This window comes from Actinobaculum sp. 313, assembly GCF_003073475.1.
GTDB lineage: Bacteria > Actinomycetota > Actinomycetes > Actinomycetales > Actinomycetaceae > Asp313.
Window position 1 is genome coordinate 1,340,887 of the sequence record NZ_CP029033.1, and the last position, 19,937, is coordinate 1,360,823.

At 61.0% G+C, this 19,937-nt stretch carries 20 protein-coding genes and 1 pseudogene; 14 read left to right on the forward strand and 7 right to left on the reverse strand.

Going from position 1 to position 19,937, the window contains the following annotated elements; translation table 11 throughout:
- Nucleotides 1-37: 37 nt before the first annotated feature.
- From DDD63_RS05775 to putP, 4 genes are all read left to right on the forward strand, one after another.
- Nucleotides 38-871: an undecaprenyl-diphosphate phosphatase gene (locus DDD63_RS05775; RefSeq protein ID WP_108716669.1), complete on the forward strand. Its 834-nt coding sequence runs from the start codon at nucleotides 38-40 to the stop codon at nucleotides 869-871.
- Nucleotides 872-924: 53 nt separating this feature from the next.
- Nucleotides 925-2,112, forward strand: coding sequence for a hypothetical protein (locus DDD63_RS05780; RefSeq protein ID WP_240611446.1), 1,188 nt, complete (start codon nucleotides 925-927; stop codon nucleotides 2,110-2,112).
- Nucleotides 2,072-2,815 carry an HAD family phosphatase gene (locus DDD63_RS05785; RefSeq protein ID WP_125482444.1) on the forward strand — a complete coding sequence of 248 codons (744 nt, stop codon included), beginning with the start codon at nucleotides 2,072-2,074 and terminating at the stop codon, nucleotides 2,813-2,815. The genes DDD63_RS05780 and DDD63_RS05785 overlap by 41 nt, the downstream gene beginning before the upstream one ends.
- Nucleotides 2,816-2,949: 134 nt before the next feature.
- Complete coding sequence (putP, locus tag DDD63_RS05790; RefSeq protein WP_108715572.1) at nucleotides 2,950-4,464, forward strand: sodium/proline symporter PutP; 1,515 nt, start codon at nucleotides 2,950-2,952, stop codon at nucleotides 4,462-4,464.
- A gap of 48 nt (nucleotides 4,465-4,512) precedes the next feature.
- Here putP and DDD63_RS13155 read toward each other — a convergent pair whose 3' ends face one another.
- The 6 genes and pseudogenes from DDD63_RS13155 to DDD63_RS05815 form a co-directional block, all read right to left on the reverse strand.
- Nucleotides 4,513-4,926, reverse strand: a complete 414-nt coding sequence (locus DDD63_RS13155; protein ID WP_346426246.1) for a PD-(D/E)XK nuclease family protein — start codon at nucleotides 4,924-4,926, stop codon at nucleotides 4,513-4,515.
- A gap of 131 nt (nucleotides 4,927-5,057) precedes the next feature.
- Nucleotides 5,058-5,333 (reverse strand): annotated as a pseudogene (locus tag DDD63_RS13160) (PD-(D/E)XK nuclease family protein); the annotation flags it as partial.
- 32 nt (nucleotides 5,334-5,365) lie between these two features.
- A complete protein-coding gene (locus DDD63_RS05800; protein ID WP_108715573.1) occupies nucleotides 5,366-7,051 on the reverse strand; it encodes a ribulokinase in 1,686 nt (561 codons plus the stop codon).
- Between the two features lie 249 nt (nucleotides 7,052-7,300).
- Nucleotides 7,301-7,582: a sugar-binding domain-containing protein gene (locus DDD63_RS13165; protein ID WP_164505469.1), complete on the reverse strand. Its 282-nt coding sequence runs from the start codon at nucleotides 7,580-7,582 to the stop codon at nucleotides 7,301-7,303.
- Complete coding sequence (locus DDD63_RS05810; protein ID WP_108715575.1) at nucleotides 7,579-8,259, reverse strand: sugar-binding domain-containing protein; 681 nt, start codon at nucleotides 8,257-8,259, stop codon at nucleotides 7,579-7,581. The genes DDD63_RS13165 and DDD63_RS05810 overlap by 4 nt, the downstream gene beginning before the upstream one ends.
- 23 nt (nucleotides 8,260-8,282) lie before the next feature.
- A complete protein-coding gene (locus DDD63_RS05815; RefSeq protein ID WP_108715576.1) occupies nucleotides 8,283-9,344 on the reverse strand; it encodes a galactitol-1-phosphate 5-dehydrogenase in 1,062 nt (353 codons plus the stop codon).
- A 280-nt stretch (nucleotides 9,345-9,624) separates the two neighbouring features.
- Here DDD63_RS05815 and DDD63_RS05820 point away from each other — a divergent pair, with 280 nt between their 5' ends.
- From DDD63_RS05820 to DDD63_RS05845, 6 genes are read left to right on the forward strand one after another with little or no spacing between them, the layout of a single operon-like run.
- Nucleotides 9,625-10,677: a tRNA (adenine-N1)-methyltransferase gene (locus tag DDD63_RS05820; protein WP_108715577.1), complete on the forward strand. Its 1,053-nt coding sequence runs from the start codon at nucleotides 9,625-9,627 to the stop codon at nucleotides 10,675-10,677.
- Nucleotides 10,678-10,713: 36 nt separating this feature from the next.
- Nucleotides 10,714-12,429, forward strand: a complete 1,716-nt coding sequence (gene arc / locus DDD63_RS05825; RefSeq protein ID WP_108715578.1) for a proteasome ATPase — start codon at nucleotides 10,714-10,716, stop codon at nucleotides 12,427-12,429.
- Between the two features lie 15 nt (nucleotides 12,430-12,444).
- The gene (dop, locus tag DDD63_RS05830) at nucleotides 12,445-14,010 is read left to right on the forward strand and encodes a depupylase/deamidase Dop (protein ID WP_108715579.1); all 1,566 of its coding nucleotides are present in this window, start codon (nucleotides 12,445-12,447) and stop codon (nucleotides 14,008-14,010) included.
- 29 nt (nucleotides 14,011-14,039) lie between these two features.
- Nucleotides 14,040-14,225: a ubiquitin-like protein Pup gene (locus DDD63_RS05835; protein WP_108715580.1), complete on the forward strand. Its 186-nt coding sequence runs from the start codon at nucleotides 14,040-14,042 to the stop codon at nucleotides 14,223-14,225.
- A gap of 14 nt (nucleotides 14,226-14,239) precedes the next feature.
- Nucleotides 14,240-15,607 (forward strand): Pup--protein ligase, encoded by a 1,368-nt coding sequence (gene pafA / locus DDD63_RS05840; protein WP_108715581.1) that lies wholly within the window; start codon nucleotides 14,240-14,242, stop codon nucleotides 15,605-15,607.
- Nucleotides 15,604-16,458 (forward strand): FKBP-type peptidyl-prolyl cis-trans isomerase, encoded by an 855-nt coding sequence (locus tag DDD63_RS05845; protein WP_125482446.1) that lies wholly within the window; start codon nucleotides 15,604-15,606, stop codon nucleotides 16,456-16,458. The genes pafA and DDD63_RS05845 overlap by 4 nt, the downstream gene beginning before the upstream one ends.
- 128 nt (nucleotides 16,459-16,586) lie before the next feature.
- On the opposite strand, the gene DDD63_RS05850 is transcribed toward DDD63_RS05845, so the two are convergent.
- On the reverse strand, nucleotides 16,587-17,264 hold the full coding sequence (locus DDD63_RS05850) for a hypothetical protein (protein ID WP_125482447.1): 678 nt from the start codon (nucleotides 17,262-17,264) through the stop codon (nucleotides 16,587-16,589).
- Between DDD63_RS05850 and hisF the strand changes: the two genes are divergently transcribed.
- Genes hisF through DDD63_RS13170 form a run of 4 tightly spaced genes read left to right on the forward strand, consistent with a single transcriptional unit; the run spans nucleotide 17,242 to nucleotide 19,937 of the window.
- Nucleotides 17,242-18,012, forward strand: a complete 771-nt coding sequence (gene hisF / locus DDD63_RS05855; protein WP_108715584.1) for an imidazole glycerol phosphate synthase subunit HisF — start codon at nucleotides 17,242-17,244, stop codon at nucleotides 18,010-18,012. The two genes, DDD63_RS05850 and hisF, sit on opposite strands and share 23 nt — an antisense overlap.
- Nucleotides 18,012-18,383, forward strand: a complete 372-nt coding sequence (hisI, locus tag DDD63_RS05860; RefSeq protein ID WP_108715585.1) for a phosphoribosyl-AMP cyclohydrolase — start codon at nucleotides 18,012-18,014, stop codon at nucleotides 18,381-18,383. The genes hisF and hisI overlap by 1 nt, the downstream gene beginning before the upstream one ends.
- Nucleotides 18,380-18,775, forward strand: a complete 396-nt coding sequence (locus tag DDD63_RS13355) for a hypothetical protein (RefSeq protein ID WP_346426239.1) — start codon at nucleotides 18,380-18,382, stop codon at nucleotides 18,773-18,775. The genes hisI and DDD63_RS13355 overlap by 4 nt, the downstream gene beginning before the upstream one ends.
- On the forward strand, nucleotides 18,756-19,937 hold the full coding sequence (locus tag DDD63_RS13170) for a chorismate-binding protein (RefSeq protein ID WP_346426240.1): 1,182 nt from the start codon (nucleotides 18,756-18,758) through the stop codon (nucleotides 19,935-19,937). Before DDD63_RS13355 ends, DDD63_RS13170 begins: the two co-directional genes overlap by 20 nt.

The window sequence follows — 19,937 nt, forward strand, 5'->3', positions numbered from 1 at the left end:
TTCGTCAACATCATGTGTAACCGCTATGCTGGCCCGCGTGGGAATTATCGAAGCGCTCATACTGGGCAGTGTTCAAGGCCTAACCGAATTCCTGCCGATCTCATCATCGGCACACGTTCGTATTGTCGGTGATCTCTTTGGCTGGGGTGACCCGGGAGCCGCCTTCACCGCCATCATCCAAATCGGCACTGAATTGGCGGTTATCTGCTACTTCCGCCGCGATATTGCACGAATCATCTCCAAATGGTTCCGATCACTACCGCTGCGCTGGCGCAATCCCGTGGCGCAGAGCGACCCGGACGTACGCATGGGATGGGTGGTTATCGTCGGCACCATACCGATAGCCGTCCTCGGACTGCTCTTCCAGGACACCATCGAGTCGAAACTGCGCAACCTGTACTTGGTGGCGGCGGTATTGGCCGGATTTGCCATTTTGCTCGGACTGGCAGACCGTTTCTCACGCCGCTCGAAGACCTTGACCGATATCACCTTACGCGACGGGCTGCTTCTGGGGTGCGGTCAAGCACTGGCCCTAATCCCCGGTGTGTCACGGTCGGGTGGCACCATCACCGTTGGACTGCTACTCGGCTACACACGCGAAGCGGCGGCCCGCGTGTCCTTCCTCCTTGCAATTCCAGCGATTCTCGCCTCCGGCTTCTTCCAACTGTTCAAGTCCTCAGGGCAGGGGACCCTCGATCTCGGCCCGACACTGCTTGCGGCAGCAGTTGCCTTCGCCGTGGGCTATGCCGTGATCGTTTGGTTCCTTAAACTGGTATCGACCAGGTCATACATTGGCTTCGTAATCTATCGGATAGTGCTGGCGGCTGTTGTGGTGGCGCTGCTGGCAGCCGGAACATTGGCGGTGTACTAATGCAAACGTGGGCGGTATCCGTTCCGGCTTCTTTACCGGGGTCGGCTCCCGAGATGAGCTTGTACGACAGTTCTTCGGACAGTTTTCGATCCATTGCTGCGCGGCAGCCACACCTGTTTGCATGTGGCATCACGCCATATGATGCAACGCACCTTGGCCATGCCTTCACTTACGTGAGTGTTGACACGCTATTACGGCTGTGGCATGCCGCAGGTGCGGAGGTGAGATACGCGCAGAACGTCACCGACATCGACGATCCCCTTTTCGAGCGGGCACGTGATACCGGTGTCGACTGGCGCGAACTCGCCGATCAGGAAATTGCGCTGTTCCGTGAGGATATGCATGCCCTGGGGGTGCTGCCTCCCGACGCTTGGGTGGCCGTCTCGGAGAAGCTTGACGATCTCGAGCGTGTGGTGCGTGATCTCGAGGCACGAGGGTTGGCCTACCGCGTGCCCGGTGCGGGGGATACGGAGGATATTTACGCCGATCTTTCGGCAGATTCGCGCTTCGTCTCGGCCCCGGTTTTCCGCGACCTGGATCTGGAGAAGACTTTCGACGCGCACGGCGGCGATAGCACACGATCCGGCAAACGACACCCACTCGACCCGCAACTGTGGAAGGGCGTGCGTGGGGAGGACTTTCGGCCTTCGGGCGGTGCACCGGGAGACTGGAGGCCCGGTTGGCATATCGAGTGCGCGCTGATCGCTCGCGACGAACTCGGGGAATCGATCACGGTGCAGGCCGGCGGATCGGACCTGTTGTTCCCACACCACGAGATGAGTGAGTCACATCTGCGTGCACTGACAGCGGGCAACGGTCAGGTGAGTGTGCATATGCATGTCGGTATGGTCGGTTACGCGGGCGAGAAAATGTCGAAGTCGCTTGGAAATCTCGTCCTTGTATCACAGTTGCGCGCCCGCGGCGTCGACCCGCGGGTAATCCGTCTGTGCCTGCTGGCGCATCATTACCGGGAAGACTGGGAGTATACGGACGACGAGCTGTCCACAGCGCACACCCGCTTGCAGCTATGGGAGCGGGCATTGCGCATGTCGTCGGCCCTTCCCGACGACGAGACTTCACAAGCGGTGGTTCGGCGGGTATGGGAGGCCCTCGCTACGGACCTGAATTCGCCTGAGGCACTGCGCACTATAGATCGGTGGGCGGAAAACCCGACGGGTGGGGTGGCCGTAGAATCAGCGATTGCGACATTACTCGGAGTGGAGTTTCCCCGTGCCGCGTGATAGCAACCTTCCCTCGGCCGTTCTCTTCGACATGGATGGCACGTTAACCGACTCGGAGAAGTGGTGGTACGCGGCGGAGCGAGACATTCTCGGTGCACTCGGGGTCACCTGGACCGAGGAACGTGCGCGCACGACCATCGGTGCTCCCTTGGAATGGGTGTGCGCCAAGGTCATCCGTGAAGATGGCCTGGAAGCCTCGGCACAGAAACTGGCCGCCGATATGAGCCGCAGAGTGTGTGAGGTTGCGCGAACCTCTGGTGTTATTTGGCGCCCGGGTGCTTACGAGCTGCTCGAACTCTGTGTTCGGCTCGGCATTCCAACGGCGCTTGTCACATCCTCCTTCCAGGAGTTGGCGGACGTTATTCGCGAGAGTGCTCCACGTGGATCGCTGACGGTCAGTGTTGCGAGCGACAGCGAGGTCGCGGGTAAGCCCTCGGCGCAGCCGTACCTGTTGGCTGCGCAACGGCTCGACGTCGCAGCCGACGATTGCGTCATCTTTGAGGACTCCGTCTTTGGGGTCCGTTCGGCCATGGCGGCTCGGTCACATGCCGTCGCGGTGCCCTTCCTGGTAGAGATCCCCTCCTGGCCCCTTCTACTGCGCGTCAACAGTCTGCAGGAGGTCGGCGAGTCGGAGTTGCGTGCTTTTATGTCGGCACCACTCCCAGCAGGAGACCCGCTTCTTTCCCCACGCGGAAACGATTGACCTGAGCAACTTAAGGGATCGAGCGTTGGCTCGCATCGCGGTGGATTTGCGGCTGCCCATTTGACGGCCTCGCGCCCGAGGGGGAAGGCTCGGCCGGTAGTCTACGGTTTGCAGTGTCAGTTCCGAGGGGCCCAATGAGTGATTCCACCTTTCAAGCAATAGCCATGATCATCTATTTCGTGGCGATGATTGTGATCGGCTGGTGGGCTTACGGGCGTACCGACGATATGGACGACTATATGCTTGCAGGGCGGGGCTTGAACCCGGCGGTCGCAGCACTGAGCGCGGGTGCTTCCGATATGAGCGGTTGGCTGCTTATGGGGTTGCCGGGAGCACTGTATGCCAGCGGTTTGATCGAACTGTGGATAGCAATCGGATTGACTATAGGTGCCTGGCTGAACTGGCGCTATGTCGCCCCGCGTCTGCGCACGTACACCGAAGTCGCGCGGAACTCAATCACCGTCCCGAGTTTCTTCGACAATCGTCTGCATGACTCCCGCCACCTGCTGCGCTGGGCGTCCGGCCTGATCATCCTGGTGTACTTCACCTTCTATGTATCCGCGAATATGGTGTCAGGCGGCAAATTCTTCGAGTCATCCTTCGGCCTGGATTATCGGCTCGGCGTGACGCTGGTGGCGGGCATTACCGTCATTTACACCTTGGTTGGCGGCTTCCTCGCAGTCTCCTACACGGACTTCGTGCAGGGCATCATGATGGTGAGTGCGCTGATCATGGTGCCCGTGGTGGGCATTATCCACGTCGGCGGTTGGGGTGCTGTGGTCAACACCGTCAGTAAGGTGGATCCGGGATATTGGACGATGTTGGGTGGCGGCGCCTCCGTGTTGGGAATCGTTTCCGCGCTCGGATGGGGCTTGGGGTACTTCGGTCAACCGCATATCATCGTGCGTTTCATGGCAATCAGGACACCCGGCGAGGCGAAGGCGGGGCGGCGGATCGGCATTGGATGGATGCTGCTCGCAGTCATTGGGGCGGCTTTTACTGCCATTGTTGGAGTTGCCGTTTACCAACATGACAAGGGCGAACTCGCCGATTCGGAAGCGGTGTTCATCGCCCTGGGTCAGTTGCTTTTTCACCCGGTGATCGCCGGCTTCATGCTGGCCGCAATTCTGGCAGCGATTATGTCCACGATAGCCTCGCAGTTACTGGTGACGTCATCGGCACTGGTGGAAGACCTCTACCGGTCGATCACCCATAAGAACCCATCGACTAATCGTCTCGTTATGTACTCACGCATGGCGGTACTCGGTGTTGCAGTGGTCGCCGCGGTCATGGCGTGGGAGCGCAACAACACCATTTTGGCTCTGGTGGCCTTCGCCTGGGCCGGCTTCGGAGCCTCGTTCGGTCCTACAGTCCTGCTCAGCCTTTATTGGAAGAAGCTGACCTCCGCCGGAGCGGCAGCCGGTATGGTGACCGGTGCGGTACTGGTGATGATATGGGGCAATATCTCCGGCGGACCGGGCAATATTTTTGACCTTTATGAGATCATCCCCGGCTTCGTCGGCAATCTGTTGGCCGCCGGGTGCGTTTCACGTTTGGGAACGCCACCTCCCGAGGTGGAAGAGGAGTTCGACGCCGCGGTTGCTGCCTTGAGCGAGGACCGGGTGCCGTCCGGGGAGGGCGGAGCGTGATGCGGGGGCACGCGCGATGCATGACTGTTTCGCACTAGTTGCGGTGCGCTAGCTATGGGCGGTGCGCAGGTGACTGGCACCTTCCGCATTCATCTGCGGTGGCATGCCGCCGAAGGCGGGGCAGAATTCCTTGAAATGGCACCAGTCGCACAGACGGCTGGTACGCGGCTCAAATTCTCCGGTGTCGAGACGCTCTTCGATTGCCGACCAGACCGAATCCAATTCCTGTGCCAGCGAGTCGACATCTTCGGCGACCGGATCGTAGGTGAGCGTGCGCCCATCCTTCAGAAAGATCAGCTGTGTGCGCACCGGAAGCGTGCCACGTGATAAGTAGAGCGCCGCCGCGTAGAAACGCATCTGGAAAATTGCGCCGTCCTGGAAACGCGGCGCCGGTGATTTGCCCGTCTTATAATCGACGACGCGCAGTGCACCATCGGCAGCCCGGTCAACGCGGTCGATAATCCGCGGATGGCGAGGCCGGACTTCAAACGGGCGTTGACAAAGGTCTCACGCGCCGCAGGCTCAAGAAAACTCGGTGTTTCCATCCGGAAATAGTTGTCCACGAGCACGCTCGCCGATTCCAACCATTCCTGCCGCTGGCGGTCTGATTCGAAGAGTTCGGCGTCGACGGGGCGTTTTTCGAGATGTTGCTGCCAACACGAGTGGAGAAGCTGCTGCGCGGTCTCTTCGGTACGGTCCCTGGCCGGCGCATCAAACAGATGCTCCAACACAGAATGTACGAGAGTACCGCGCAGCGCCTCCAATGACGGGGCTTCCGGCATTCGGTCAATAGCCCGCAAGCGGAAAAGCAGCGGACATTGCCGGAAATCCTTGGTCCGCGAGGGAGAGAGGGCGGCATGCGTTGTCATGCCTCCAACGGTACCGCGCGGCTCCGACAGAATTACACCGCATCGCCTTCGGGCAGCGATTCGTGGTGCACTTCGCGCTGCAACGCCTTAAGCGAATGCATCACCGGATTGCCGCCACGCCCGAAATAGTCATGTAGTTCCAGATACTCGCGGTAGAGACGGTCGTATTGCGCGGCTGCCTCCTCGTTGGGCGTATACGCATGGGGAACCTTCGTTCCCATGGCGGCACTGGCCTGGTAGACATCCGGGTAGGCACCGGCGGCGACGGCGCCGAGGATTGCGGCGCCGAGGGAACTCGCCAGCCCGGAGCCGGAAATGGATAGTGGGATTCGTGTGACATCCGCATACAGTTGCATGAGGAATTCATTCTTCAATAGGCCACCGGCGGCGACGATCTCGGTGATGCGGACGCCGTGAGCGGCGAAGTTCTCGATGATGACGCGCAGGCCGAATGCCGTTGCTTCCAGGTAGGCGCGGTAAATGTCCTCGGCCCGTGTTGTCAGACTCATCCCGATCAACGCGCCGGACAGATTGCCGTCATTGAGGATCGAACGGTTGCCGTTGTGCCAATCCAAAGCGATGAGTCCATGCTCTCCAATGGCCTGACCGGCGGCTTTCTCGGTCAGTAGGGTGTGCACAGAGATACCGCGGTGATCGGCCTGTGCGCGATAGTCGGCGGGAACGATGTTATCCACCACCCAGCCGAAGATGTCGCCCACACCGGACTGGCCGCCCTCGTACCCCCACAGTCCAGCCGAGATTCCTCCCGCGGTAATACCGAAGACTCCCGGAATATCGCGGGCCGTCTCACCATTGACGATATAGACATTCGACGTACCCATGATCGCGGTCATTTGCCCGGGTGCTATGGCTTGTGCGGCTGGCGCGGTCACGTGTGCATCGATTTGTCCGACCGCCACCGCGATTCCTTCCGGTAGACCCGTCAACGCCGCCATTGGCGCACTTAAGCCTCCCGCGCGCTCCCCGAGTTGCAACACGGGTGCATCGAACTTCTCGGAGATGAAGTCCGCGAAGTCGGGGTTCAACGCCGCGAAGTAGTCGCGGCTCGGAAAGCGTCCGTCCTGGAAAAGCGCCTTATATCCCGCACTAGCGGCGCAGTGGATGAGCCTGCCGCACAGTTGCCATACGATCCAATCAACCGCTTCGATGTAGTAGGCCGCCGCACTGTATACGGCAGGAGCCTTCTCCAACGTCTCCAGTGCCTTCGGAATGACGAATTCGGAGGATATGCGTCCGCCATAACGGGCCAACCATGTCTCTTCACGCTGCCGTGCGACGGCGATACACCGCTCTGCCTGTTCGGTGGCACCATGATGCTTCCAAAGTTTCGCGTAGGCATGGGGTTCGTTGGCAAACTCGGGCAACTGGCAGAGCGGAGTCCCGTCGGCGGTAGTGGGAATCATTGTCGCCGACGTGAAATCCGTTCCGATCCCGATAACCTGCGCCGCATCGACGTGCGCCTCCCGCAGAGCCGCGGGTACCACGTGGGCCAGCACCGTCAAATAGTCGGAGGGTACCTGGAGTGCGAAGTCAGGGGGTAGCTCCCGGTTGTCTGCGGCGGTGAGCCGTTCATCCATCACCCCGTGAGGATATTCGCGAACGGCCGAGCCGAGTTCCTTGCCGTCGCTTACGCGGACGACGGTGGCACGACCGGACAGTGTGCCGAAGTCGATGCCGATAACATATTGTTCGCTCATTGTCTTTGCCTTCCTTGTGTATAAAGAGAGACCCGCTGTGTGCCAAGAGAGGCTTCGCATCGCGGGCCGGATGCAGTGGACTCCCGCAGCGGGAGTCGAGTGAGCCGCGCCATGCCGCTACGTGCAGTTCATGTGCGGGAGTGTGCGCCGACGTCGTCGAACGCCGGGCGTCGAGAGAAAGGCCCCGGCGGTACCGAATGCGGCGTGATCCGGATTACCGCCTGCGGCCTCGCGGTGGGCCTTGCGGTACTAGGTCTGTGACATGCCGAGGACATTTTCGGCAATGGCCGATTCGGTGATCAGAACCGAGCAGAGACCGGCGTATAGCGCGGCGTATGTGACCTCGCTCTTTTCGGCTCCCACCGCTACCGCAATGGCGTGCCGGATGCCACCGATCTGATCGAGTGCAAGCGCAATTGTGCGCGAGTCGAGTTCGAGATCGACCACTCGCCCCGACCGGTCGATGTAATGTCCGAGCACGTCCCCAACCGCGCCCGAACGCTGAAGCTCAAGCTGCTCCTCATCGGTCAACGCACCGCTGCGAACGAGTACCGAACCCGGAGAAAGGGCCCGAGTGAAAATACCGCGACGTCACAACTGGTAGCGAGCTTGAGGGTGTCAGCGATCGCGTGGTCGTAGCAGAGCCTTCTGGCCAACTCGCGATCACTGACGATAGCGGGTACGGGAAGGAGTCGCGTTCGCGCTTGCCGAGACTTCGCCGCGACCAATCGCAGGATGCTCGCCGCATCAACCGTGCCGTCCACCGAGGGAGCACCGCCATTGAGTTGGAGAAGATCCGCGCCGATGAAGGCCCTGTCCGGAAGTGCGGAGGCGATGGCAGCCACGGTGCGTCCCCAGGAAAAGCCGATGCTTTGCGGCTGGGGACGCATCTCCGTCAGGTACGATGCCGACGCCTGTGCCACCAGCGCCGTGGTGGCGGCGCTGGTGTCCTGGCTCTGCACCACCACCGCCTCGGCGCAGCCGAAACGGTCGACGAGTTGGGATTCGAGGTCGCCACGCCGCGATGTCGGGTGGTGAATCGTAATCTCCACGAGGCCACGCGCACGTGCCTCCTCGAGGAGACGTCCCACCTTCCATCGCGACACGCGCAATCGGTCGGCTACCTCCGACTGCAACAAGCCATCCTTGTAATACAGTTCGGCGGCGCGAACCATCGCGTACTCGTGTTCCGCACTTCCCGCACGCATCGCCGATACCCTCCCTGTCGCATTCAGTTCGTGGGCAGGTTCCGGCCGTTAGGTAGAAACAACACCTTGCAGGAGTGGATCGTGCGCTCGTACATGGCACGAATTAACTCATCGACGCGTTCCAAGCCCGCCTCGTGGGTAATCATGAACTCCCACTGTAGGGATCCGCGTGCCAAATGCTCCAGTGTCGCGGTCCATTCCGGCCCTGGGTAGGGTGCGCCGAAGGAGTTCCAGGAACCATGGATATCAATCTCGAGTCGCATCAGGCGGGCCCAATTGCGCTCCGAAATCTCTACCGCGGCGTTGGGGATGCCAATAAGCGTGACATCGCCGTGCCGAGCGGTGATACCGACGGCCCTATCAGCGATCGCGGCCACACCGGTCGTCTCCACCACGACGTCGAAGCCGCTGCCCGTTGCAGACTCCAAGTCATCGAAGCTCGCATATGCCGCGTCTGCGCCGGCGCGGCGTGCCAACTCCGCCTTTTCCTGCGAAACATCTACCGCAACAACCGTTGCCGCTCCCAGAATGCGTGCCCACTGAATAGCGAAGAGACCGATAGGCCCGCCACCGCCCAACACGGCTACCCGGCTGGTAACCGTTATCTTTGTGCGTCGGATCGCGTGAAGGGCAATCGCGCTGGGATCAACCATCGCAGCGGCACGCGCATCGAGACCGGTCGGTACCTTTAGAAGCAGATTCGCCGGTCCTGCGACGTACTGGGCATAGGCTCCATGGCGTCGCGAGCCGTAATAGTCGTAGTTCTCACAGAGCGAGAATTGCCCCTGTAGGCAGGGAGCGCACGCGAAACAGGGAATCATCGGCGGAACGGTGACCAGGTCACCGACCTGCAGCCCGCTCACTCCCGGTCCCAGTTCCTCCACGTAGGCGGAGAACTCGTGACCGGTGATCAGAGGTAGCTTATGCGGCCCCTTTTTGTACATGCGGGCGAGATCCGAGCCGCATACGCCACAGGCGGCCACCTTCATAAGAACCTCACCCGGACCGGGCCGTGGCTTGGCGACCTGCTCCATGCGGATATCTCCGGGGGCGTACATCTGCACTGCAGCCATCGTGTCATTCATTTCATCACCGTGTCTTCCTCGTCGAAGCTATATGAATCAATGATGTGGGGCGTACCCGGGATGAAGCCCCACACCACCAATGTAAACCGCCGCCGGGCACTCGTCAGCATATGGTGCAAAGACCTACATATGAGCATTCATCTCCTACATAGACGGGTACTGCGCGGGTCATGCGGGTACTCGAGCAGGATTCTCAGCACCTGTCGGATGCGGTGGATCTCGCGCGGTGCGCACCGTCCCGCTCCCTAAAGGTCGCGCTGCACCCTCTACAATGGCAGCCATGACTGGACGCAATGCGGATCGCCGTCGGGGCCCTTTCCGGGCGGGTGAAAGGGTACAACTGACCGATCCCAAGGGGCGGCAGTACACGATTTCGCTGACGGAAGACGGCTACTTCCAATCAACTCGCGGTTCTTTTCGCCACAGTGAACTCATCGGTGCTGAAGAGGGAACTGTACTGACTACTAAGGAAGGGCGGCGTTTCCTCGCTCTGCGGCCGCTGGTGAGCGACTACGTGCTGTCAATGCCGCGCGGGGCAACCGTTATTTACCCGAAGGATGCGGCGCAAATCGTGCATTTGGCGGATGTGTTCCCAGGAGCACGCGTTTTCGAAGCGGGCCTCGGCTCCGGGGCGCTGACGTTGTCGCTTTTGGCTGCGGTTGGGGATGAAGGCCAGGTTCTCTCCGCGGAGCGGCGGCCCGAGTTCGCCGAGATCGCGTTCGGCAATGTTTCCTCATGGTTTGGCCTGCAACCAACACAGTGGTCAATCGAAATAGGCGAGGCGGAGCAGATCCTCGCGAGTCAGCCAGAGGGCACATTCGATCACGTCATTCTGGATATGCTCGCACCCTGGGAGCTTATCTCGGCCGCAGCGCATACACTGCGGCCGGGCGGCGTGATACTTGCGTACGTGGCGACGACGACGCAGCTGTCGCGCTTTGTGGAGGAGCTGCGTGAGAGCGGCTGCTTCACCGAGCCGAGCGCTTCAGAGACTCTGGTTCGCACGTGGCACCTGGAGGGACTGGCAGTTCGGCCCGATCATCGTATGATTGCGCACACAGGATTCCTCGCTGTTGCCCGCCGCATGGCGCCGAAGAACGCTCCACTGACACCGAAGCGCCGTCCGGCGAAAGCCGCCTACGCGGAGCCGCTCGTGTGGCAGGAAGATCTGGCGGAACGCGGTATTTCGCCGAAAAAGCTACGTCGGGTGCGGCGCGATGTGGCGCATCGCGCCGATGTGGAAGAGACCGGTACCTCCATACCCGGTCGGCACGGACGCGAGATCCGTGACCGTATCGAATGTGAGCTGCAAGAACGCGAGACTCAGGCCTAGGCACTAGAGTTGAGCGGTAGCGAAGGAAAGGTTGCGATGTCCCAGACAGACTCCAGTGAACTGCGTGATGTGCGGCAGCAACTGGTCTCTCTTGAAGAGAAGAACCAGCGGCTGACCGCATCGCTTGTGGCCGCACGGGATCGTATCCGCGATCAGGCCGAACAACTCGATGCATTAGCGCGCCCACCGGCATCGTTTGCTACCTTCCTCGCTGCACACGAACAGGATCATTCTGTTGATGCCCTGGTTGCGGGGCGCAAGATGAATCTGGCCGCGGCGGTCACGTTGCCGCTGGGCTCCCTGCGTCCGGGGCAGGAGCTGCGGTTGAATGAGCAGCTTGTGGTGACGGATACAGCCGGGTACGAAGATACGGGCACAGTTGTCACGGTGGAGCTGGTTATCGATCCGCAGCGTGCATTGGTGAAGATTCATGCCGATGATTCGCGGGTGCTGCGTATCTCCGGGCGCCTGGACGCAGAGCACCTGCGTGTGGGCGATACCGTCCTGGCAGATTTGCGCTCCGGATTCATTCTAGAACACATCGAAAGGCCGGATGTTGAGCACCTGCTGCTGGAAGAGGTGCCGGATGTCTCCTACGAGGATATTGGTGGACTCGGCCCGCAGATTGAGGAGATCCGTGACAGCGTTGAGCTTCCCTTCGAGCAACCCGAGCTGTACCGCGAACATGGGCTCAAACCGCCCAAAGGGGTGCTGCTGTACGGGCCTCCCGGCTGCGGGAAGACACTGATCGCGAAGGCCGTCGCTACCTCGTTGGCCCACAATGCGGCCGAACGTACCGGTGCGGCGACGGCGCGATCATATTTCCTTAATATCAAGGGACCACAGCTGCTCGATAAGTACGTTGGCGAGACGGAACGTCAGATTCGCGAGATCTTCTCACGCGCGCGGGACAGGGCGGCACACGGTATCCCGGTTGTGATCTTCTTCGATGAGATGGAGGCACTTTTCCGCACACGTGGGTCGGGCATCTCCTCCGACGTCGAAACAACTGTGGTCCCCCAGCTGTTGGCGGAAGTAGATGGCGTTGAGAAACTGGACAACGTGATCGTCATTGGCGCTTCCAACCGGGAGGACATGATCGACCCGGCGATCCTGCGGCCGGGGCGTCTTGATGTGAAAGTGCGTATCGAGCGGCCCGATCACGCCGGATGTCTGGATATTCTTTCGAAGTACCTCACCGAGGAGTTGCCGTTGCACCAGGAGGTGCGCGCGGCCTATCCCACCGCGAGTGAGGCAGCGGCGAGCCTGCGGCACGTCACCGTCGATACGCTGTACGCGCGTACTCCCGAAAATGAGTACGTCGAGGTGCACTACGCCGATGGAACCCGTGAAACGCTGTATATCGCGGACTTCGTCTCCGGAGCCATGTTGGCGGCAATCGTGGATCGCGCGAAGAAACTGGCGATTAAAGACCTTCTCTCCACCGGCGAGCGCGGATTGCGCAAGAAGCATCTGGTGGAGGCAGTGCACCAGGAGGTACGCGAGAACGAAGAACTCGCGACGATTGCGAATCCGGACGAGTGGGCGCGTGTACACGGCCGTGGACAGGGCGAACGTATTGTTCATGTGCGGGCGCTGCTCACACGCGAAACGAATGGCCCGACCGGTTCCGGCGCGCAAGTCACCACCGAATCGACGGCGGCGGGTACGCCGCCCCGGCCACGCGCGATGGAGAAGGGATGGCTGACGATCCCGGACACAGGTGGGGTGAAACTGTGCCCGAGGGACTGATCTAAGGAGTAATTCATGACCGCGCGCCGTATCGTCGGCTTGGAGACCGAGTTCGGGATTCTCGCCCCGGCCGATCTGCAGGCAAATCCGATTGTGTTGTCCACACGCATCGTCGATGCCCTCGGAGCCGAGTCCGCAGCCAGCGGCGGTGCCGGTGCCGTGCGCTGGGATTTCCATGGCGAAGACCCACTCAGCGACGCGCGCGGCTATCGCATCGAACGAGCCGCCGCGCACCCCTCACAACTCACCGATGATCCGGAGTCGCTTGCGCCCTCGGGAGATGTGCCGCTGGAACATGTGCAACGGCGCAGCGAATTGCTCAGGCCGCGCGCGGCCAACGCTGTGCTAACCAATGGAGCCCGGCTCTACGTCGACCATGCACATCCGGAGTACTCCTCACCCGAAACGGCCACTCCGCGGGAGGCCGTGCTATGGGACAGGGCGGGCGAGTACCTGATGGCCGAGGGCATTGAGATACTTGATGGCGAAGTGGTGGTCTATAAGAACAACACCGACGGCAAGGGAGCATCCTATGGCGCGCACGAGAATTACCTCGTCCGGCGTGATGTTCCCTTCGCGGATATCATCCGCTACCTCACGCCGTTCTTCATTACGCGGCCGGTGTTGTGCGGTGCCGGACGCGTTGGCCTCGGGCAACGCAGTGAGCAGCCCGGATTCCAGATCTCACAGCGTGCTGATTTCGTCGAGAACGACGTCGGTTTAGAGACTACTTTTGATCGGCCCATCATCAACACACGCGACGAGCCACATGCGGATGCGGCGCGTTATCGCCGCTTACACGTCATTGGTGGGGACGCCAATCTCTTCGATGCCTCGACTCTGCTGAAGGTCGGTGCGACGTCGTTGGTGTTGTGGCTGCTGGAGAGCGGTGATATACCGCTTGGGCTCGACTCGGTGCTGGTGGATAACCCCGTCGACCAGACCCGGCAGGTTTCTCACGATCCCACGTTACGTACGGTGCTTGACATGCACGACGGAACAACGAAAACCGCACTGGATGTTCAGCAGATATACGTGGATGTTGTACGCGAAGAACTTGCCAAGCGGGGTGAACCGGACTTCGACACCGCCGAAATCCTGCAACGCTGGCAATGGACCATAGATACTCTGCGAAGTGACATGTTCGCCGCTGCGTCACGAGTGGAGTGGGTGGCGAAGTACCAACTGCTTGAATCCATGCGTGTGCGCAGCAACGCGCGGTGGGATGATGACAAACTGCGAGCGTTTGACTTACAGTGGCATGACTTGCGCCCGGAGCGGTCAATTGTGCGTAAACTCGACGCGGCGGGAAAGGTGGAGCGGCTTTTCAGTCCCGCCGAGGTCTCCGCTGCCGTGACTCGGGCTCCCGAGAGCACACGGGCCTTCCTGCGCGGCGGACTGATTGCGCGTTTTCCGGGGCGTGTGGCCGCAGCGGGCTGGGACGGCGTCGTTCTTGATGCGGGTGAGCTGGTTCGTATTCCGACCATTCATCCGGATCGGGCCACCAGGGCGCTGGTCGGGCAGATTCTTGATAATGCGAGCACGGTGGAGGAATTCCTCACCGGACTGACAAGCCGCTGAGCGGCATACGACTGTGTAAGGAGGAAAGAATGTCACAACAGGAGTTCGCACAGCCGAGGAGAACGGTTGAGGAACAAACAGAGACGGAACTACCGCAGGTACAGGTTTCCACCACGAGCAGCGAGGTTGATTCCCTGCTCGATGAGATTGACTCCGTTCTGGAGCAGAACGCATCCGCCTTTGTTCAGGGTTTTGTACAAAAGGGCGGTCAGTGATTCCGCGGCGAGTTATGGGCATAGAAACCGAATATGGTTTGACCTGTGCTCATACACAGGGCGCTGCGCCTCCACTCGATCCGGAGCAGGCGGCCCAAGAATTATTCGCCCCGATCATCGCCATGGGAAGGTCAACAAACAGTTTCCTAGCGAACGGAGGACGCCTCTACCTCGATGTGGGCGCACATCCCGAATATGCCACGGCGGAATGCGACGTATTGGTAGACCTCCTGGCAAATGACCGTGCCGGTGAGCTTCTATTTGCGGATCTTGCCGCACGGGCGAACGAGCATCTGGCCAATCAGGGCATTCCGGGGCGTATACACCTGTTCAAGAACAATAATGACGCCGAGGGAAACTCCTTCGGCTGCCACGAGAACTACTTGGTCCGACGTCGCTCGGATTTCCGAACTCGCATTTCGTCCATGCTTCCGTACTTTGTGACACGCCAAATCGTGGTGGGGGCGGGCCACTTGCGCCGAGAGGATGGCCGGGTGACGTTCGAGTTCTCACAGCGTGCCGATCAGATGTGGGATGCGATTTCATCGGCTTCTACGCGCTCGCGTCCGATGATCAATACGCGGGACGAGCCTCATGGCGACGCGGAGCTATACCGCCGTATGCACGTGATTGTTGGTGACTCGAATATCGCCCAAGCAACCACTGCACTCAAAATGGCTGCGACCGAGGCTCTTCTCATCATGATTGAGGACGGTGGAATCCTGCCGAATCTGACCCTGGCAGACCCCATGCGGGCGATTCGCGCCACGAGTGAGGATCTCACCGGCCGCGTTCCGCTCGAATTGGCGGCGGGAGGTACGGCCACGCCGTTGGAGATTCAACGCCGCATGCGCGACGCCGTCCTGCAGCATTTCGAACGCAAAGGGTACCTGGCGGAGCTTGATGCCACGCGCCGGTACCTATTCGATTTGTGGGGACGAGCTCTCGACGCGGTGGAGGCGCAGGATCCGGCGAGTATTGCCACGGAAATTGATTGGGCAGCCAAATTGTCTCTGCTGCGGCGCTACTGTGATCGGAGCGGACTGACGCTGGAGGATGCACGTATTGCTCGTCTCGACCTCGCCTACCACGACATCACGGACCGTGGCCTGCGGGCAACCATGGAGCAATCGGGTCTGCTACGAACGCTACTGCCCGCGCACGCGGCGGAGAAGGCGATGAAGATGCCGCCGCAGACCACTCGCGCGAGAATCCGTGGAGAGTTTATTCGCGCCGCGCAGGCGCACCGGCGGGACTATATGGCCGACTGGATGAATCTGCGGTTGTTGGAGGCGCAGGGAACCCGCAGTGTGGTTTTGAAAGATCCGTTTGCGACGGTTGATGCACGCGCGGATGAACTCATGGCGCAGATTGCGGAATGATGATCGCACGCCACCGATTCCTTGCCATCCTCGCCGTCTGCATGATGGTTCTATCCGGATGCCAGAGTCCCAAGGGGGAGGGATCCGTGCGGGTCACCGGGGATTTTGGTGCTCCGGTCAGTATCACCATTGACGGCACCATCGCCGTTAAGGCGGTGACTACGGTGGTAATCACACAGGGCGACGGTCAAGAGGTCACCGAGGATTCGCCGGTGCTGCTGCGCGCCACTTCGTTCGATTCCCGCAGCGGCAGGGTGGTATCCGGCTACGAAACGGGAACCGTTCGCCTAACAACGGCGAACAAACAGGGCCTGGGCGATTTGGCGGACCAAGTCATCGGCCGCAGTGAGGGTAGTCGGCTCATCGTTGAAAGGCCGGGACTGGTACGCGATGACGAGAGCGCGGTTGAGATCGTCGTCGTCGATGTGCTGTACACGACGGCGTATGGCGAGGTAGAGGAATTGCCCGATCCTGCCCCCAGTGGCATGCCGACAATCGAACGCGGCGACGGGGGAGGCCCGGCCATTACGGCCGGAGGCGGGGAGGTTCCGGAGCTCTCGGTTGTGCGAGTCGTTACCGGCACCGGTTCGCAGGTGTCTGTCGGCGATGAGCTGGCACTGCAGTATTCGGTTGTCGACGGCAACGGTACGCTTATCGACACCACGTGGAATGGAACGGGCCCTGTGGCCGTGGATCTGAACTCGGTGATGGAGGGCCTGCAGACAGGACTGGTAGATCAGCGAGTGGGATCCCGCGTGGTTGTGCTGATCCCCAGTTCTCTGGCCGCAGGAGAGGGAGACCGAGTCGCTGTGGTCGATATTCTCGCGGTTCTTGACGGCGACGCCGAATAAGGGTGCGCTTCGAGCGCGGCCTGCCTCGAGGCCGGTCGACCGAGCGTCAGGACGGCCCAGCGTGCTGGGAGTTGCGCGCCTTGCAGGGTGGAAGTCGGCGGTGCCTGCAAGCGAGAGCGGCCTCTGGTTCAGGGCTTTCCGTCTACCCCCCAGTCCGCCAAACGCGGCGAGTCACGCTGTGCCAGAAGTGCATTTTCCTGGCGGCGCCAGATACTCCACCACGACTCGGACGACTCTCCTTCACGCACATCGACGCGGCGCCGTCGTTCCGCCTCGTCGCATTCGATCCATACCGTGCGATCCAGCAGTGGAGCACAGGCGGCGCTGCTGGCTCCCGACCCCACAAGTAAAAAGAGACGGCACGTTCCCACAGCGGGAATGCGAACATGGGAATCCCAGCGCATAGCGTTCCAATCCCAGCGCCGCACATCGGCCCAGCCGTTCCGACGCAGCGGCGTCAATAGCTCGGTTGCGACGTTCTGGACCCCGGCCATCAGACCTTGCCAGCCGGGGATGAAGTCTTCCACTTCGGCAACTGCGAGCGCGTCAACTGAGCTGCGCAGAGATGCGGCGAGATGCCGCGCAAAAGTCGTTTTGCCTGCGCCGGAGTGGCCGTCGATGCCGACGGTGATACAGCGGCGCTGTGTCGTACTCAGCGCGATAACTTCCGCCGTGATATCTCGAATCGCGGTTGCAGCGGTCACCGGTATCATGTCCTTACTGTATCCGCGGTAGGCTTGGTCGTTGTCCGGGATGTCATGATTGTGTAGCGAGAGGAGCACCATGGCGGTAGCGATTCGGGTCATACCCTGTCTCGACGTGTCCGGCGGGCGTGTGGTGAAGGGTGTGAACTTCCGGAATCTGCGCGATGCGGGCGATCCGGTGGAGCTTGCCAACGCCTACAACCGCGACGGTGCAGACGAGATCACTTTTTTGGATGTCTCTGCCACCAAAGAGGGCCGCGGAACTATGGTGGATGTTGTACGGCGTACGGCCGACGAGGTGTTCGTCCCGCTGACGGTGGGCGGTGGCATTCGCAGCGTTGCGGACGTACGGTCGTTATTGGAAGCGGGGGCGGACAAGATTGAAATCAACAGCGCCGCAGTCGCGCGCCCGGAACTGATTACGGAGATCGCCGACCAATTCGGAAGTCAGGTCGTCGTACTTTCACTTGATATGCGGCGGGTGACGGGTGACACTCAAACGCCGTCCGGGTACGAGGTGACAACACATGCCGGGCGGCAGGGAACCGGGATTGACGGATTGGAGTGGGCGCACCGCGGCCAAGAGCTGGGCGCGGGTGAGATCCTGCTGAACTCTATGGACGCCGATGGTACCGAAGGAGGCTTCGACATCGAGATGACAACCGCCGTTCGCGAGTGTGTGAGCATACCGCTTATCGCCTCGGGCGGAGCCGGTCGGGTGGAGGACTTTGTGGCGGCCGCCCGCGCTGGGGCCGATGCCGTACTGGCGGCATCCGTGTTTCACTTCGGCACGCTCACAATTTCGCAGGTCAAGGCCGCCTTACGTACCAGCGGATTCGAGGTGCGTTGATGGAAGACGTGCTTCCCAGCCGCATCGCCTCCCGCGTCAGGTTCGACGCGGCTGGCCTGTTACCCGCAGTGATCCGCGATGCCACCGGCCACGATGTTCTAATGGTCGGGTATATGAATGAGGTCGCCCTCGCTCGCACACTGACCAGCGGTAGAGTGTGGTTCTGGTCCCGGTCGCGGCAGGAATACTGGCGTAAGGGAGATACCTCCGGGCATATTCAACTGGTACGTCGTGTTCAGCTCGACTGCGACGGCGACTGTGTGCTTGTGGATGTCATCCAGGTGGGGGCCGCCTGCCATACGGGAACACGAAGCTGTTTCGATGCGGGAGGGGACCTGCCGATCACCGGTTTGATTGAGGGGGAACAATGACTCCTGCAAACGCCTCGCCCGGCCCGCATCACCTCGAGTTGGGTGAGATCTGGCCCTCGCGAGATCATTTCTTGGAATTGGCAAGCACGCGGCGGGTGATACCTGTCGTGGAGAAGCTGCTGCTCGATGACGCGGCCCCGCTGGGCATCTACCGGCGGTTGGCAAGCGGTAGTGGAACCTTCATCCTTGAATCGGCCGAACACGACGGGACCTGGGGACGCTGGTCCTTCATCGGAGTGCGTTCCATGGCGCAATTGGTGGCCACACAGGGACACGCAGAATGGAAGGGAGAGGTCCCGGTCGGTCTTGCGCCGTCGGGCACGACGACGCAGCTGCTGGCTTCCGCATTGGAAGAGTTGGAAGGAGCGGCTATTGGGGGCCTGCCCCATTGACCGGGGCCTGGTCGGCGCGCTGGGCTGGGATACATTATTCGACTGGGAGCCGCGACTGCGCCGCCAGGCACCCCGTGAACTCGGCACCCCCGACTCCGTCATGTGCTTGACTACTGACCTGGTGGCTGTCGACCACCGCGACGGAACCGTGTGGCTCATCGCTAACGCGATCAACGCGAATAACCGGCCCTCCGGCACCGCAGAGGCGTATGAGGATGCCGTGGCGAGGCTCGCAGCGATGGAGACGGGCCTGCAATCTCCCGAGTCCATGCACGCACTGCGACGTGGGGAGGTGGCGGAATCGCAGCCACAGTTGCGCACTCCCCAGCCTAGGTTTGAGGCCGCAGTTTTCGCGGGGAAGGAGGCGATTCGCGACGGCGAGGTGTTCCAAGTCGTGCTCTCCCAGCGGGCCGATATTGACTGCCCTGCCGATGCACTTGATGTGTACCGGGTGTTGCGAACAATCAACCCAAGCCCCTATATGTACTGCCTACGCTTGGACGACGGCGCAGGTGGGGACTTCGCCGTCGTGGGGTCATCTCCGGAAACACTCATGCGGCTGGACAACGGTCACCTGACCTCCTTCCCCATTGCAGGTTCGCGGCCGCGCGGAGCCGATTGGGAAGAAGATCAACACCTGGCGCAAGAACTCCTTGCCGATCCAAAGGAACTCTCCGAGCACGTCATGTTGGTGGATCTGGCTCGAAATGACCTTGCCAAGGTCTGTGTACCGGGAACGGTTGAAGTCCAGGAACTCATGGAGATCAAACGTTTCAGTCATATCATGCATATTTCATCCACGGTTTCCGGACGACTGGCATCTGGTTATAACTCGGTCGACTGCCTACGGGCGACGTTCCCAGCCGGCACGTTATCGGGAGCTCCTAAACCGCGCGCCATCGAGATTATTGACGCACTGGAGCCGGCCCGGCGTGGCATTTATGGCGGCGTCGTCGGCTATTTCGACTTTTGTGGGAACGCGGATCTGGCAATCGCGATTCGCACCGCTGTTCTTGCCGCTGGGAAGGCAAGTGTGCAGGCGGGAGCGGGCATCGTGGCGGATTCGGTTCCACAGACCGAATTCGTGGAGACTCGCAACAAGGCTGCCGCTGCGGTGCGTGCCATTCAGATTGCCGGCGCATTGTGTCCGGTGGGCGGATAA

Coding starts and splice junctions, on each gene's coding strand:
- pafA (WP_108715581.1), top strand. CDS start 14,240: ATGGGCATAGAAACCGAATATGGTTTGACCTGTGCTCATACACAGGGC.
- arc (WP_108715578.1), top strand. CDS start 10,714: ATGTCCCAGACAGACTCCAGTGAACTGCGTGATGTGCGGCAGCAACTG.
- dop (WP_108715579.1), top strand. CDS start 12,445: ATGACCGCGCGCCGTATCGTCGGCTTGGAGACCGAGTTCGGGATTCTC.
- DDD63_RS05800 (WP_108715573.1), bottom strand. CDS start 7,051: ATGAGCGAACAATATGTTATCGGCATCGACTTCGGCACACTGTCCGGT.
- DDD63_RS05845 (WP_125482446.1), top strand. CDS start 15,604: ATGATGATCGCACGCCACCGATTCCTTGCCATCCTCGCCGTCTGCATG.
- DDD63_RS05810 (WP_108715575.1), bottom strand. CDS start 8,259: ATGCGTGCGGGAAGTGCGGAACACGAGTACGCGATGGTTCGCGCCGCC.
- DDD63_RS13355 (WP_346426239.1), top strand. CDS start 18,380: ATGACTCCTGCAAACGCCTCGCCCGGCCCGCATCACCTCGAGTTGGGT.
- DDD63_RS05815 (WP_108715576.1), bottom strand. CDS start 9,344: ATGAATGACACGATGGCTGCAGTGCAGATGTACGCCCCCGGAGATATC.
- DDD63_RS05835 (WP_108715580.1), top strand. CDS start 14,040: ATGTCACAACAGGAGTTCGCACAGCCGAGGAGAACGGTTGAGGAACAA.
- putP (WP_108715572.1), top strand. CDS start 2,950: ATGAGTGATTCCACCTTTCAAGCAATAGCCATGATCATCTATTTCGTG.
- DDD63_RS05820 (WP_108715577.1), top strand. CDS start 9,625: ATGACTGGACGCAATGCGGATCGCCGTCGGGGCCCTTTCCGGGCGGGT.
- hisF (WP_108715584.1), top strand. CDS start 17,242: ATGGCGGTAGCGATTCGGGTCATACCCTGTCTCGACGTGTCCGGCGGG.
- DDD63_RS05780 (WP_240611446.1), top strand. CDS start 925: ATGAGCTTGTACGACAGTTCTTCGGACAGTTTTCGATCCATTGCTGCG.
- hisI (WP_108715585.1), top strand. CDS start 18,012: ATGGAAGACGTGCTTCCCAGCCGCATCGCCTCCCGCGTCAGGTTCGAC.
- DDD63_RS05850 (WP_125482447.1), bottom strand. CDS start 17,264: ATGACCCGAATCGCTACCGCCATGGTGCTCCTCTCGCTACACAATCAT.